General features: G+C 39.6%; 12 protein-coding genes. 2 read left to right on the plus strand and 10 right to left on the minus strand.

Features of this window, described 5'->3' with window-relative positions:
• Positions 1-22 precede the first annotated feature (22 nt).
• Genes FTV09_RS01090 through FTV09_RS01100 form a run of 3 tightly spaced genes read right to left on the minus strand, consistent with a single transcriptional unit; the run spans position 23 to position 4612 of the window.
• Positions 23-1705 (minus strand): AAA family ATPase, encoded by a 1683-nt coding sequence (locus tag FTV09_RS01090; RefSeq protein ID WP_180056335.1) that lies wholly within the window; start codon positions 1703-1705, stop codon positions 23-25.
• Positions 1702-3822 (minus strand): Mu transposase C-terminal domain-containing protein, encoded by a 2121-nt coding sequence (locus FTV09_RS01095; protein ID WP_180056336.1) that lies wholly within the window; start codon positions 3820-3822, stop codon positions 1702-1704. Before FTV09_RS01095 ends, FTV09_RS01090 begins: the two co-directional genes overlap by 4 nt.
• A complete protein-coding gene (locus FTV09_RS01100; protein ID WP_180003570.1) occupies positions 3809-4612 on the minus strand; it encodes a TnsA endonuclease C-terminal domain-containing protein in 804 nt (267 codons plus the stop codon). The genes FTV09_RS01095 and FTV09_RS01100 overlap by 14 nt, the downstream gene beginning before the upstream one ends.
• Before the next feature lie 429 nt (positions 4613-5041).
• Between FTV09_RS01100 and FTV09_RS01105 the strand changes: the two genes are divergently transcribed.
• Together FTV09_RS01105 and FTV09_RS01110 are read left to right on the plus strand one after the other, a co-directional pair.
• A complete protein-coding gene (locus tag FTV09_RS01105; RefSeq protein ID WP_039890759.1) occupies positions 5042-5308 on the plus strand; it encodes a DUF1778 domain-containing protein in 267 nt (88 codons plus the stop codon).
• The gene (locus FTV09_RS01110; RefSeq protein ID WP_180003567.1) at positions 5298-5783 is read left to right on the plus strand and encodes a GNAT family N-acetyltransferase; all 486 of its coding nucleotides are present in this window, start codon (positions 5298-5300) and stop codon (positions 5781-5783) included. The genes FTV09_RS01105 and FTV09_RS01110 overlap by 11 nt, the downstream gene beginning before the upstream one ends.
• A gap of 595 nt (positions 5784-6378) precedes the next feature.
• On the opposite strand, the gene glmS is transcribed toward FTV09_RS01110, so the two are convergent.
• Genes glmS through ribBA form a run of 7 tightly spaced genes read right to left on the minus strand, consistent with a single transcriptional unit; the run spans position 6379 to position 13110 of the window.
• Positions 6379-8217, minus strand: a complete 1839-nt coding sequence (gene glmS / locus FTV09_RS01115) for a glutamine--fructose-6-phosphate transaminase (isomerizing) (RefSeq protein WP_180056337.1) — start codon at positions 8215-8217, stop codon at positions 6379-6381.
• A 12-nt stretch (positions 8218-8229) separates the two neighbouring features.
• On the minus strand, positions 8230-9594 hold the full coding sequence (gene glmU, locus FTV09_RS01120; protein WP_180056338.1) for a bifunctional UDP-N-acetylglucosamine diphosphorylase/glucosamine-1-phosphate N-acetyltransferase GlmU: 1365 nt from the start codon (positions 9592-9594) through the stop codon (positions 8230-8232).
• 21 nt (positions 9595-9615) lie between these two features.
• Complete coding sequence (locus FTV09_RS01125; RefSeq protein WP_180056358.1) at positions 9616-10092, minus strand: phosphatidylglycerophosphatase A; 477 nt, start codon at positions 10090-10092, stop codon at positions 9616-9618.
• Positions 10093-10114: 22 nt separating this feature from the next.
• Positions 10115-11032 carry a thiamine-phosphate kinase gene (gene thiL / locus FTV09_RS01130; protein WP_180056339.1) on the minus strand — a complete coding sequence of 306 codons (918 nt, stop codon included), beginning with the start codon at positions 11030-11032 and terminating at the stop codon, positions 10115-10117.
• 20 nt (positions 11033-11052) lie between these two features.
• Complete coding sequence (nusB, locus tag FTV09_RS01135) at positions 11053-11502, minus strand: transcription antitermination factor NusB (protein ID WP_067765594.1); 450 nt, start codon at positions 11500-11502, stop codon at positions 11053-11055.
• 4 nt (positions 11503-11506) lie between these two features.
• On the minus strand, positions 11507-11977 hold the full coding sequence (gene ribE, locus FTV09_RS01140) for a 6,7-dimethyl-8-ribityllumazine synthase (RefSeq protein ID WP_067765591.1): 471 nt from the start codon (positions 11975-11977) through the stop codon (positions 11507-11509).
• An 11-nt stretch (positions 11978-11988) separates the two neighbouring features.
• On the minus strand, positions 11989-13110 hold the full coding sequence (ribBA, locus tag FTV09_RS01145; protein WP_078191533.1) for a bifunctional 3,4-dihydroxy-2-butanone-4-phosphate synthase/GTP cyclohydrolase II: 1122 nt from the start codon (positions 13108-13110) through the stop codon (positions 11989-11991).
• Positions 13111-13416 lie beyond the last annotated feature (306 nt).

Raw genomic sequence — 13416 nt, forward strand, 5'->3', positions numbered from 1 at the left:
CCTTACCCTCCATTTTTTCTGCTTAATGCAAAATGGGACAGGTAGGATCAAACAAATAGTGAGATGATTTTAATAACTCATAAACATCTACGTCCTGTTCTTGTGCTTGACTGAAAAAGTTTCGTAAGTCATTCGTTTCAGTACTCTTCCATTCCTCCACTTTCATGACTTTACGAGAGGTCCTTGGCTTCCTTGCCGGAGTTGTAGTCTGAGGCTGGTCCAATTTATCTTTTGCTACAGAGCCGTCTAATACTTCCAGAATATGTTGGAGTAGTACCTGTAAGTTCTCGTTTGGATATTTTTTTAATGCAGAAGTGACATGCAGATCAATTGTAGCAGCGGGGTGACCTAAGGCCGTTAGCATACCTATCAGTGTGGAATAATGTGGTCCTAGATCTTTACGCTGTATTTCCGTTTTTAATGCAGCTTTGAAACGGTGTTGTTCAACATATTCCTCAATTTGAACTTGAGGGATCGTTAAGTCAGAATATCGTGCAATACGTGTGGGGTTGCCTGAGCGGAGTGCATCCAAAATATCGTGGACTGGCTGTAATTGTTCTTCGTAGACTTTTTTAAAAAGTTCAGATGTAATTTTTTCCAGACCAATGGTGATTGCATGAATCTGCACCAAGCAGAACAGTTTGACCACTAAATCTGGAATGCCCTGGGTATAATAATACCAAGTGTTTCTTAATTCATCGGTCAGTTCAGCTGGTTGTTGAACCCATTGATATTGCCACAGCTTGTTGGTGAAAGCATACCATTCAGAAATGATCATTTGATCAGGGGTGCTAGGATCGGGAGTGGGTGCTTCATTGCGCATAGGTTCCCAGATTAAAGAGCCTAATCCTGCACTGCGTCTAGCTGATCTTAAATCTTCTTGCAGAATTTCATTGGCTTTGGGTGTCCCAATCATCACAATTGGAATGGATGCCACATTCACAAGGGTGACAAAGAAATTAAGAATGATTTCAGCCCCGCCAGATTTTTTTGTATTCAAATGCTGGATTTCATCAATGATTAAAAGTCCAATAGAATAATTATTTGCGATAATTTTCATCTGCTGTAGCATGGCATTCACATTTAAGCGACTTCTGGTGAAACGATGCTCGAAGTTTGTATCTCCTAATGCTAAATCTACTGCTCTAAAAAAGTTTGAGCATAAGTTTTTTAAAGAGCTGTCATGCGGACAATCAATTTTAAGGTAAACAATTTGTTTTAATCCCAGCTCTCTATGTTCAATCACTTGCGGGTAATAACGTAAAATTTTGTTCATTGTCGTTGTTTTACCACTTCCCGAACATCCTATAATTGACATGCTAGTTGCAGTCGACTCTGGAGGTGCATAGCGGTAAGAGCTTTCATTTGATGGTTCTAGTTGCTGAAAAGCAGCGTGTAAATGTCGATGTCTATCCCCATTAGTGATGTTTCTGCTCACGTAACCTTGCCGGATCATGATAGAAATTTTTTGTTCAAGGGATAGATGTTTAGTCAGTGGTTGAAAAAAATCATGAGGCAACTGAGCAATCAGATGGATTCTTTCTGGTTGGGGTAAGAAACGCTGTTCTGGAATAAATTTCAGTTTCCCTCGTAGGTGTTTAATGACCGATTTTGTGTCAAGGATAGGCGGTAATTGAGTAATGAGAGGATTATCCCCATAGATATCTTCTATCGATGTGTTGACCGCGAGTTCATTATTATTCATTCTTCATCGTCCTCTTCAAATAATTGTCTCATTAAGTCTGGTTGACTGGTCAAATCCAGATTGCTGCTGTGAGATGGGGGTGTTGGAGTATTGTCTTGGTTGGGATGGATAGTCCGGATAGAATTGACGGACCTATTTTGGAGATGTTCCTCACGTTCCACCTGAATTGCTTCTTGTTTGTTCTGACGAATATCCCGAGTACGTTGTGCTTTAGAAAGTTGGTGAACTCCTGCTTGAGCCTGCCGGCTCTGTGCTGTGTGGATGATTTTGTCAGTAAAATCCTGTAATTCACTGATGGCTACAGACTTTAGTTGTGAATGCTGTTTTTCAACAGTTTTGATTGCTTTTTGAATTTGTTCAGCTTCCCACCAGGTCAGATGCTGATATTGACGTGAGGCATCACTTAAGTGCGCTTCCCAGTATTCCAACTTATTTTCATCAAAGAAAACATAAATGGTATTTACTGAGTATGGGTCAAAACCAATCCGCAACTTTTTCGGGCGGGATTTAGTCGTGTTACGAATAAACCAGCCTTGTTGATGCATTTCCAGACATTGATAGAGTAAGCCTTTGACTTTAAGTCCCTTGTCACTTAAGGAGGCGTCGGTCCTAGGTAACAAGCCAACATATAGTGATTTGTTATCCACTTGTCTTAACATCCCAGTACGGTGCTGTAGACCCCACTGCCAGAGCTTAAGGGGGATAGAAGGCAGGTCAGTCGGCATATCGGCACTACGATCATATTTCGTCAAAATATCAAAATTATTGCGTAACAAGACGCAGCTTAATATGATTTTTCTGAACTCTTCCAAAGTTAGACAAGCTTCTAGTCGATAATCATGTCCGCCTTTCTTTTTTTCCTTGAATCCAGAAACAACACCAATATTCTCGTAGGATTTAAAGCGTGACTGAATGATTCCAAAAGCCCTCTCCACTATACCTTTGGCATCGCTTCGATACGGTGGCGCATTTTCAATACGAACAGAAAAGTTTTTTTCAAGAAGTTCAATTTGATAACCAATGAGTTCACCGCGGTCTGCAAGTATGGCACCAGGTAAACCATAAATAGGCCAGTCTTCCGGTTGTATTTGCAAGCCATAACTCTGACAGAATGTCACTTTATCTTGGATTGCAACGCTGAGGCATTGTATGGCTGTATTAAATGAACTGTTTTCCATACCGACATAAAGCCCAGTAATCATCCGGCTGAATACATCGATAACAATATATACGGTAGGTCGGCCAATAATCTGTGATGGATCCCGTGATGATACAAGGTAGATGTCAGCGATTGTTGAATCTATCTCATAACGTGCGCCAGGGCCATTTGCTTGCTTGGTTGCTGTTGAAGTTAGAGGTTTGTGATCTTTCAGAGTTTTCTGATTCGTCAGAATTTCCTTGGAATTGTTCTTATTTCTATATCGCGTATTATAAAAATAATAGAATTGAGCATAGGTTGGAATATCTGAGGTTTGCACTTGATGAAAGTGCTTAGAAAATACACTTTTAAACCGAAGATAAGTTTCGTTAATGGATTGTTTTTTGACAGGAACTAAATACTCTTCGATGGCTTTCTTAAAATATAATTCAACCTGTTCAGTGACATTCTTACCTTCATTTGATTCATAGATGCGTGGTCTGCCAATTTTTTTATCACCTATAGCTCTTTTTTGGCCTTTTCCACCTGAGTTTTCATAGTCCGGTACCAAAGCATTTATAGTTTGACCACGCTGCCAGTAGCGTCTTAGGAGTCGTAGAATTTTATTAATTGATACTTCTTTCTCTAGATGTAGAGTTTTAATTTTTGCAGTCCTAATTTTTGTATTGATAAGAACTTGTTCATCATTAATTAAATCTTGAATAATTAAAAAGTTTTCATCTCTTTTTTTGAGTTGAATAGAATCTTCACTCAAGTTTAATCGTTTTAAATATTCATAAGGATCTTGCGCTGGTATCAGGCTTTGATCATCTGAGAGAGTTTGAAGTTCCTTAGACAAAATGAGTTCAGGAAAAGCATTTTTATTATCAATCGCAATCCATACCGTATACTGCGGTAAGAATTTGAGTATTCGGTATTGTGTTGAATTCAAGATGTAAACTGAATTAATTAGTTGCATGGACTGTATTCTCATTCTGGAGCAAATTACTTGCATGAATATCAGAGAGTTTAAGCTCCAAGTACGAAATTTCTAGATTAAATTGAAGTATTCGCAGTGCAAATAATTTTCTAAACAATGCGAGCGTCGCTCCGATACCCATTTTTTGAGTTTGGTCAAAATGCTTACAAAATTGGATTAATGAGCTTTGAGGGTACTGGCTAATTTCTTCCATAAAATAAACTGCTAGATCGATCATGTGATTTGTTATTTCAAGGTCATTTTTTTCTACATACAACCATTTAATGTTCTCTAGTACCGTAGCAGGAATGTCTTTTTCAGTAATCAACTTGAACGGCGTATTGTGCTCTTCTTCCCAGTAGCGACGTTTAATTTCTAATGACTCAATAACATGAGCTTTATTCAGATCTTTGCTGTAAAGAGTGTCAAGGGCTATAGAAAACTTACCAAAATCAACTAAAAAATCTGAAGATAGGGTAAAAGGTATATAGTCAATCGACACTTTTTTCATTCGGAAACGAGAACAGATGGAGTTAAGATCATAGATATCCAAAGGATAATGCTCGCGAATATCTGTAACGTTCTGATTCCAGTCAAGCAGTAAAAAGGTAGATAGCTCTAGATCAGAAAATAAGTGATGAAGACGTTTACTGACACGGCCTTGTACTCTGTGAGAGCGACCAATTGAACTGAAGTTTTGAACAGTTTTACAAGGTTTATAATCGCGTCCATGGCCCTGGCCATACCCTTCTGTTACTAGTTCTTCATAGTTTTTTATAATTTTTGCCATACAGAAGACCTGTGGGTTTTGGTGGATAATTAATCATATCTGAAGCGGGTTAATTTTGTATTTAGCAAAAACATACAAACTTAAATATATTTATATACAAACAAAATTTTATAATTTTTATTTAATTATTTATTTAATTCAGCAACTTAATAATTAATATGGTATTTTAATACTCAATTAATGAGTTTAAAAAAACGTTGATGATAGGCAAAAGTATTCAAATTACATCTTAGTAAACATCGTTGCATATTCTTATGTAAACCAATTGCATATTCAGACTCAAACCCGACCATTCATTCTGGTTCATAGTAAAATGCTTATTTTCTATTCCAAATATTTTAGAACAAAATATGTAAATTTGGATCTTAAAGTACTACCTTAATCTGCTATAATTTGTACATCATTATGATGTACAAATTGGTGGAAAATATGGCTAACTTAGCAACAGAACGAATCAATGTTCGTTCAACCGTAGATGCAAAGAATGTAATTGAGCAAGCTGCGAATTTATTGGGTCTTAGTGTGAGTTCCTTTATGATCCAATCCTCATTTGAACGAGCAAAAGAATTACTTAAATCTAATCACGAGTTAAAAGTAAATAATGCTGATCGTGATATGTTAATGAATTTGCTTGAAAATCCACGCCCTGCAAATGATGAGATGAAAAATTTAATGAGTTTATTGGATGAAAATTGAGGTTTTACAAGCCCATCATCAGAAAAAATCATTTAATTGTGGGCAAGATGATTTAAATAAGTTCATAAAACAATACGCATCCCAACATCAGAAATCAGGAACAAGTAAAACCTATGTTGCTATTGATGATGCACAGGTGAGGGGATTTTATTGTCTATCAAGTACCTCTATAGGATTTGATGGGGTTGATGCTGTTCTCACTAAACGATTACCTCGTTATCCCTTACCTTGTGTGGTTGTGGGTCGCTTTGCCGTTGATCAAGCAGCACAGGGGCAAGGAGTTGGAAAAGTACTTTTAGCACATGCTCTTAAACAAGTTTCAAAAGTTGCTCAAATTATTGGCGTAAATTTTGTTGTAATACATGCTAAGGATCAAAAAGCTATGGAGTTTTATCAGCGGTTTGGCTTTATCTCATTAACATCAAATCCATTAACATTAATATATCCAGTGAATGAAATACCTCATTTTAAATAAGGTGGGCTGCTAGTAACAGGAATAGCTAATAGACTTATTCAGAGTTTGCACATAGTTCCTTATCCCTTATTTTGCTTTATGACCAAATACTGCGTCTAATTATGGTAACTTAATTAAGTTTGTTTTATTTTTTATCTTAAGTAGTTGATATATCTTATTCATTGTTTTTTTGTTTTTAAAATTAAGTTTGTATTAATATTTACTATCTTCAATTCTAGATGAAATTAAGTTTGCATAATATTCTTCCGCATTTAAAATGCGAATTCTTGCGCAGAAAGGCGAAGCATACTTTAAATAAAAATGAAATTTTTTCAAGGTGAGGTCAAAAAGGAATGCTTTTTGAATCTAGGGTGAGATTTTTATATATCTATCTAATTGAATATATTAGTAATAATTTTATATTTCTGGTTTGACTCTAATTTGAATTTAATTATATTAAAAACCCTGTAGACTTGGTGAAGAATCACTGGGTCTACAGGGTGGGGGGTATTCGTTTACTTCATTAATATCCAAACTTAAATAATTAAATCTAAACTTAATTATTTGGTACAAACTTAATTATACGAACACAATTTCTAGCCCTTGATCGAAATTATTATTCCACCGTCACAGACTTCGCCAAGTTACGTGGCTGATCGACATCAGTTCCACGTAATACAGCAACATGGTATGAAAGTAATTGCACAGGAATACTGTACACGATAGGAGCGAGTAATGCGCTCACACTCGGTACAAAGACCACATGTAGACGCTCTTTGGCTTTAATCCCACTATTTTCATCAGCGAAAACAAATAACTCACCGCCACGTGCTTGGACTTCTTCCATATTTGATTTGAGTTTATCCAGCATGTCATCTTTCGGTGCTAGAATCACAACAGGCATGTCGTTATCCACTAAAGCCAATGGACCATGTTTGAGTTCACCGGCAGCATAACCTTCTGCATGAATATATGAAATTTCTTTGAGTTTTAAAGCACCTTCAAGTGCGATAGGGAACTCAGTACCACGGCCTAAGAATAAGCAGTGATTTTTTTCAACAAACAGCTCAGATAAACGCAAAATTTCTGCATTGTTTTGCAGCGTATCTAAAATCACCTTAGGCGTATGCCACAAGTCTGCAATAATTTCAGCAATTTGAGTTTCAGAAATGGTCTGCTTAATTTGCCCCATTTTTAGAACTAAAAGCATGAGTGCTGCAAGCTGCGTAGTAAATGCTTTGGTTGAAGCCACACCAATTTCAGGGCCTGCAAGTGTCAACAAACTATAGTTGGTTTCACGGACCATTGAAGACGTCGCAACGTTACAAATGGTCATGGTGGTAATATCTAAACCCTTAGCGCCAGCACGCTTTTGTGTATCACGCAGTGCAGCAAGCGTATCTGCAGTTTCACCTGATTGAGAAATACATACATACAGGGTGTTATTGACAATCACAGGCGAGCGATAACGGAACTCACTGGCAATTTCGACTTGGCAAGGTACGTCAATGAGTTGCTCAAACCAATATTTGGCAATCATACCAGCATGGTAACTGGTGCCGCAGGCAATGATTTGCACTTGCTGAATTTTAGTAAAAGCATCAGTCGCATTGATTAAGAAATCATCACGTAGTGCATTGCCATTTAATGCCTGAGAGATCGTTTGTTTAATCGCTTCAGGTTGCTCATAAATTTCTTTGAGCATGTAATGCTTGTATTCACCTTTCGAAGCGTTACTTACCGTTGCATCTAGCTCTTTAATTGGGCGGTTCACGAGTTGACCATCAACAAATACTTCAATGGTATTACGGGTTAAACGCGCAATATCACCTTCTTCAAGGTAGATAAAACGGTTGGTAATCGGTAAAAGTGCTAATTGATCCGAGCTAATAAAGTTCTCACCAATACCTACACCAATCACAAGTGGTGAACCTTCACGTACTGTGATTAATTCATCAGGATGATCTGTATGTACGATACCCAGTGCATAAGCACCTTTGAGTTGAGGAACAACTTGCTTTACCGCTTCCAATAAACTTGGCGTACTTTTTAGGGCATCATTGACTAAATGTGCAACAACTTCGGTATCGGTTTGTGAGGTAAATACATAGCCTAAAGCTTCAAGATCATCTTTAAGCTCTTGATAGTTTTCAATAATACCGTTATGAACAACAGCAACTGTGCCAGAAATATGTGGATGGGCATTATTCTCTGTTGGCTTGCCATGGGTTGCCCAGCGCGTATGTGCAATCCCTACAGAACCTGTAATGTCAGCTTCTTCTACAGCTTGCTCTAAATTTGCAACTTTACCAACACGACGTTCGCGAAGGACGTGACCTTTATTGATCAGTGCTAATCCTGCTGAATCATAACCACGGTATTCAAGGCGTTTTAAACCTTCTACTAAAATATTGGTAATACTACGTTCTGCAACGCCACCGACGATACCGCACATAATTTTATCCTCTTATTTCTTCAATTTTTGGGGACGTTGATAGTTTTCTTTGGCAAATTGCTTAGAACGTTCTACCGCAAGAGTATTTTCTGCTACGTCACGGGTAATGGTTGAGCCAGCACCGACGGTCGCACCATTGGCAATGTGTACAGGGGCAACCAATGAGCTGTTTGAGCCAATAAAGGCATTGTCACCAATGATGGTTTTAAATTTATTGGCGCCATCATAGTTACAGGTAATGGTTCCCGCACCAATATTTGATCCAGCACCCACTTCAGCATCACCTAAGTAGGTGAAGTGATTGGCTTTAGAGCCTAAGCCAATGCTTGAATTTTTTACTTCAACAAAATTGCCGATATGTACTTCATTGGCAAGTTTGGCACCTGGGCGTAAACGTGAGAATGGGCCAATTTGCGTATTTTCACCCACAATAGCACTGTCAAATACACTATACGGTTGAACTTTGGTGCCTGCGGCAATTTGCGTATTTTTTATTACACAACCAGCGCCGATTTCGACATTGTCACCGAGCTCACAATTGCCTTCAATGATCACATTAATGTCAATGCGAACATCTTGACCTGCTTTTAATGTGCCACGTAAATCAAAACGAGCAGGGTCGATGAGGTGAACGCCTTGTTGCATCAGTTGTTTGGCTTGGAAATTTTGAAATTCACGCTCTAATGCCGCTAATTGTACGCGGTCATTCACACCTTCGACTTCGAATGTACGCTCTGGTTCTACAGATGCAACTTCGAGACCGTCAGCAATCGCCATGGCAACGATATCGGTCAGGTAATATTCACCTTGCGCATTATTATTGCTCAATTTTGGCAGCCATTCATGCAATTTGGCATTGCTCACTGCATAAATACCGGTATTAAACTCTTTGATTTTACGTTGTTCTTCAGAAGCATCTTTATGTTCAACAATGGCTTGAATCTTACCATTTTCACGCACAATGCGCCCGTAACCTGTCGCATCAGCAACCGTTAAGGTCACTAAGCCAATACCTGTTTGAGTAGATGCATTGAGTAGTTTTTGTAAAGTATCTTCACTAATGCATGGAACATCACCAGATAAAATCAGTGATACACCTGTTTTAGCCAAAACGGGCAGGGTTACTTTCACTGCGTGACCTGTTCCCAATTGTTCAGCTTGTTCAACCCATTTTATATTTTCATGGGCAAATGCTTTTTGTACTTGATCACCGCCATGCCCATAGATGGTAATTATTTCTGCTGCTTGTAGTTTTTTTGCAGTGTGAATGACATGGCCGAGTAAAGGTTGTCCTGCAAGTGGTTGTAATACTTTGGGTAAATTTGAACGCATACGTGTTCCTTTACCTGCAGCAAGAATAATAACGCTCGTAGACATTTTAAATCCTAGGTGTTTCTATTACATAGACAAAATATAAAAATAAATACAGATGCAAAGCGCAGCCCAAAGGCCCGCAATAATATCGTCAAACATGATGCCAAAACCGCCACCCACTTGACGATCAATGACACGAATAGGCCAAGGCTTCCATACATCGAATAAACGGAATAGGGCAAAACCAATCAGTGCCCAAGTCCAGTTCATTTGTCCGAGGTATAAAACGGGAAGGAAAGTAATAGACTGTCCTGCAAACTCGTCCCAGACAATGCGCCCATCGTCATGCACGCCCATCACTTTCGCGGTTTGACCACAAATAAATATGCCGACAATTGACATGATGATCATGACAATAATGGAGTTGATAAATCCAATTGCAAGCCAACCAGGAATAAACAATAAAGCAAACGCAGAGCCAAATGTTCCCGGTGCTTTGGGAGCAAGACCAGAACCAAAGCCCACGCCACAGAATGCGATTATTCTGTTGGCCCAAGACATTTGTTTGAAGTTAATGGCTGGTTTATGCAAAATGCTGATATCCCTGAAATTTTAGTATATGGTCAGTGCCGTAGTTTTTGTAACGCAGCCCGAGTGGCTTAGTAATTTGACCAATTTTATGAATGTTTACATCTAATTCTAGTTGCAGAAGTTTTTGATAATTCTGCGGGCTTATTGTAAAGCATAACTCATAGTCATCACCACCCGCGAGTGCATACTGCCATTGGGATTCTTGTTGTAATTGTTTTACATGGTCGTCGATAGGAAGTTGATCTAACTCGATTTCTGCACCCACTTTAGAGGCATGCAAAATATGTCCTAAGTCCTGAGCCAAGCCGTCAGAGACATCGATCATGCTATGAGCTAAGCCTTTGAGCTGTTGACCAAGTTGGCAACGTGGTGTTGGATAATCTAAACGCTTTTGCAGTGGGTGTCCTAAATGCTGTAATCCATACGCAGCATCGCCAACTTGACCGCTGACACAAATGAAATCACCAACTTGAGCGCCTGAGCGGGTTACTGCTTTGCCTATATCGACCCAGCCTAATGCTGTGACTGAAATCGTCAGATGAGGACTTTGAGTGGTATCCCCACCGATTAAACTCACACCAAATTGATCGCAACAATCATATAAACCCTGACTAAAGCCTTTGAGCCATTCATGATCAATTTGGGGTAGGCTTAATGCCAGTAAAATACTATGCGGTTTGGCGCCCATTGCAGCAATGTCAGATAAATTGACGGCAACAGATTTCCAACCAATGGCATGTGGGTTGGTGTCGAGAGGAAAATGACGTCCAGCAACGAGAGTATCGGCACAGATGACCAATTGTTGCTGTGGAGGAGGGGTGAGCAAGGCTGAGTCATCACCGACTCCTAAATCGACAGCACTACTGCTGTGACGATTAAAATAGGTATCAATGATAGAGAACTCAGCCATACAACGTACTACTTAATAAATTAATTAGCTTGTTGCTTTTCTGCTGCACGCAATGTAGTCGCTAAACGATCCAATACACCATTGATGTACTTATGGCTGTCTGCACCGCCAAAATGTTTAGCTAACTCGATCGCTTCATCGAGTACGACACGGTAAGGAATCTCAAGGTGTTCTTTGAGTTCATACGCGCCTAAACGAAGGGTTGCAAGTTCAACGCCATCTAAGGCTTCAACTTCGCGATCGAGTACAGGGATTAAAAGCGCATCCAATGCTTCATGATTGGCAACAACCTCGGTCAATAACTCGTGGTAATAGCCGAGATCTACCTTGTGCATGGCATTTTCCACACGCGTACGTGCTTCAATCTCATGCACAGGATTGCGGCTCATTTGCCATTCATAAATTCCTTGTACAGCAAAGCGACGTGCTTTACGTTTTGCTGCATAAGTTGCTTGAAGTGTTTGCGACATAGCGTTAAATAGCCTTTAACAAGTTAACCATTTCAATAGCAGTCAAGGCAGCTTCACTACCTTTATTACCTGCTTTTGTACCCGAGCGTTCAATCGCTTGTTCAATACTATCCGTAGTCAATACACCATTAATTACTGGTAAGCCAGTGTCTAGACCAACAACGCCTAAACCTTTGGCACATTCGCCAGCAACAAAATCGAAGTGAGGCGTGCTACCACGAATCACTGCGCCAAGCGCGATGATGGCATCGAAACGATCTGAAGCTGCAAGTTTCTTTGCAACCACTGGAAGTTCCCAAGCACCTGGTGCATGAACAACAGTGATATTATCCTCTGATACGCCATGACGTTTCAATGTATCAACGGCACCTTCTAGCAAATGTTCAACAACAAAGCTATTAAAACGACCAACTAAAATCGCATAACGGTCTTCGTTCGCGAGATGTAACATACCTTCAATACGGCGAACTGCCATAGCAACCTCGATTATTTCTCTGATGTTTGATTTGCGGTGATGTATTCCACCACTTCTAAGTTAAAACCTGATAATGCATTAAAGCGTAATGGCGAGCTAAGAAGCTTCATTTTTTCAACGCCTAAATCACGTAAAATTTGTGCGCCGACACCAATGGTTTGATACTGCTGAGACAATGCCGCATTGGATTTAACATTTTTCGGTGCAGTTAAATTTTCTAAAGCAGGGCCTAAGTCCTGTAAATGACGCTGACCAATCCACACTAAAACACCACGATCGCTGGATGCGATTTCTTTGAGTGCTTTATCGAGATTCCACGCCGGAGCGCCATCTTGTTTATTCAGTTTTAATAAGTCACGAACTGGGCTGAAACCATGCACACGAACTGTGGTTACCCCTTGTTTCGGTTCGCCTTTAACCAGTGCTAAATGAATATCTGGATTACCAATTTCACGGTAACGGAACAATTCAAATGTACCGTATTCTGTATCTAAGGTTTGTTGATCAATGCGCTCAACAGTTTGTTCATTGGTCATTCGGTAGTGAATCAGATCTGCAATGGTCCCCATTTTTAAGCCATGCTTTTCAGCAAACACTTCAAGGTCTGGGCGACGCGCCATAGTGCCGTCTTCATTGATGATTTCACAAATCACAGATGCGGGTTCTAGGCCGGCTAACCGAGATAAGTCACAGCCTGCTTCAGTATGACCTGCACGGTGTAGTACACCACCTGGCTGCGCCATAAGCGGGAAAATATGGCCTGGCTGAACAATATCAGCGGGTTTTGCATGTGCTGCTACAGCAGTTTGAATGGTATGTGCACGTTCAGCAGGAGAAATACCAGTTGAAATGCCATTTGCTGCTTCAATCGATAATGTGAAGTTTGTACCGTGCTGTGCACCGTTTGCATCGACCATTAAAGGTAAATTTAACTGCTGGCAACGCTCTTTACTTAAGGTTAAGCACACAAGACCACGCGCATGCGTAATCATGAAGTTGATATCTTCAGGGCGTACGTGGGTCGCAGCGATGACAAGGTCGCCTTCATTTTCACGATCTTCATCATCCATCAGGATGACCATTTTACCTGCACGAATATCAGCTACGAGCTCTTCAACAGTATTGAGCGGCATCAATCTTCACCTTTTTGTTTGTCTCGAATGACATTTACTTGCATTGATTGTTGCATAGTCTAACGTTTTTTTGCGTCCTTTGCCTATGCTTATGAGTTTCCTTTACTGGCTCATTGTTATACACAGTCGTCAGAACCTTGAAAAGAGGACTTTATTTGAATTGTGCCATTTATGCTGAATCTTTAAACACTTGAAAAGCATAAAAATGGGTAAGCTTATACAGATTTTAAATAATTCAAATGAAAGAGATGAACAGTTTGTCGGAAAACTGTCGGTCTTTAACTCCATGAACTGTCACATAAAAAT

Source organism: Acinetobacter sp. YH12227, assembly GCF_013417785.1.
In the GTDB taxonomy this organism is placed as follows: domain Bacteria; phylum Pseudomonadota; class Gammaproteobacteria; order Pseudomonadales; family Moraxellaceae; genus Acinetobacter; species Acinetobacter gandensis.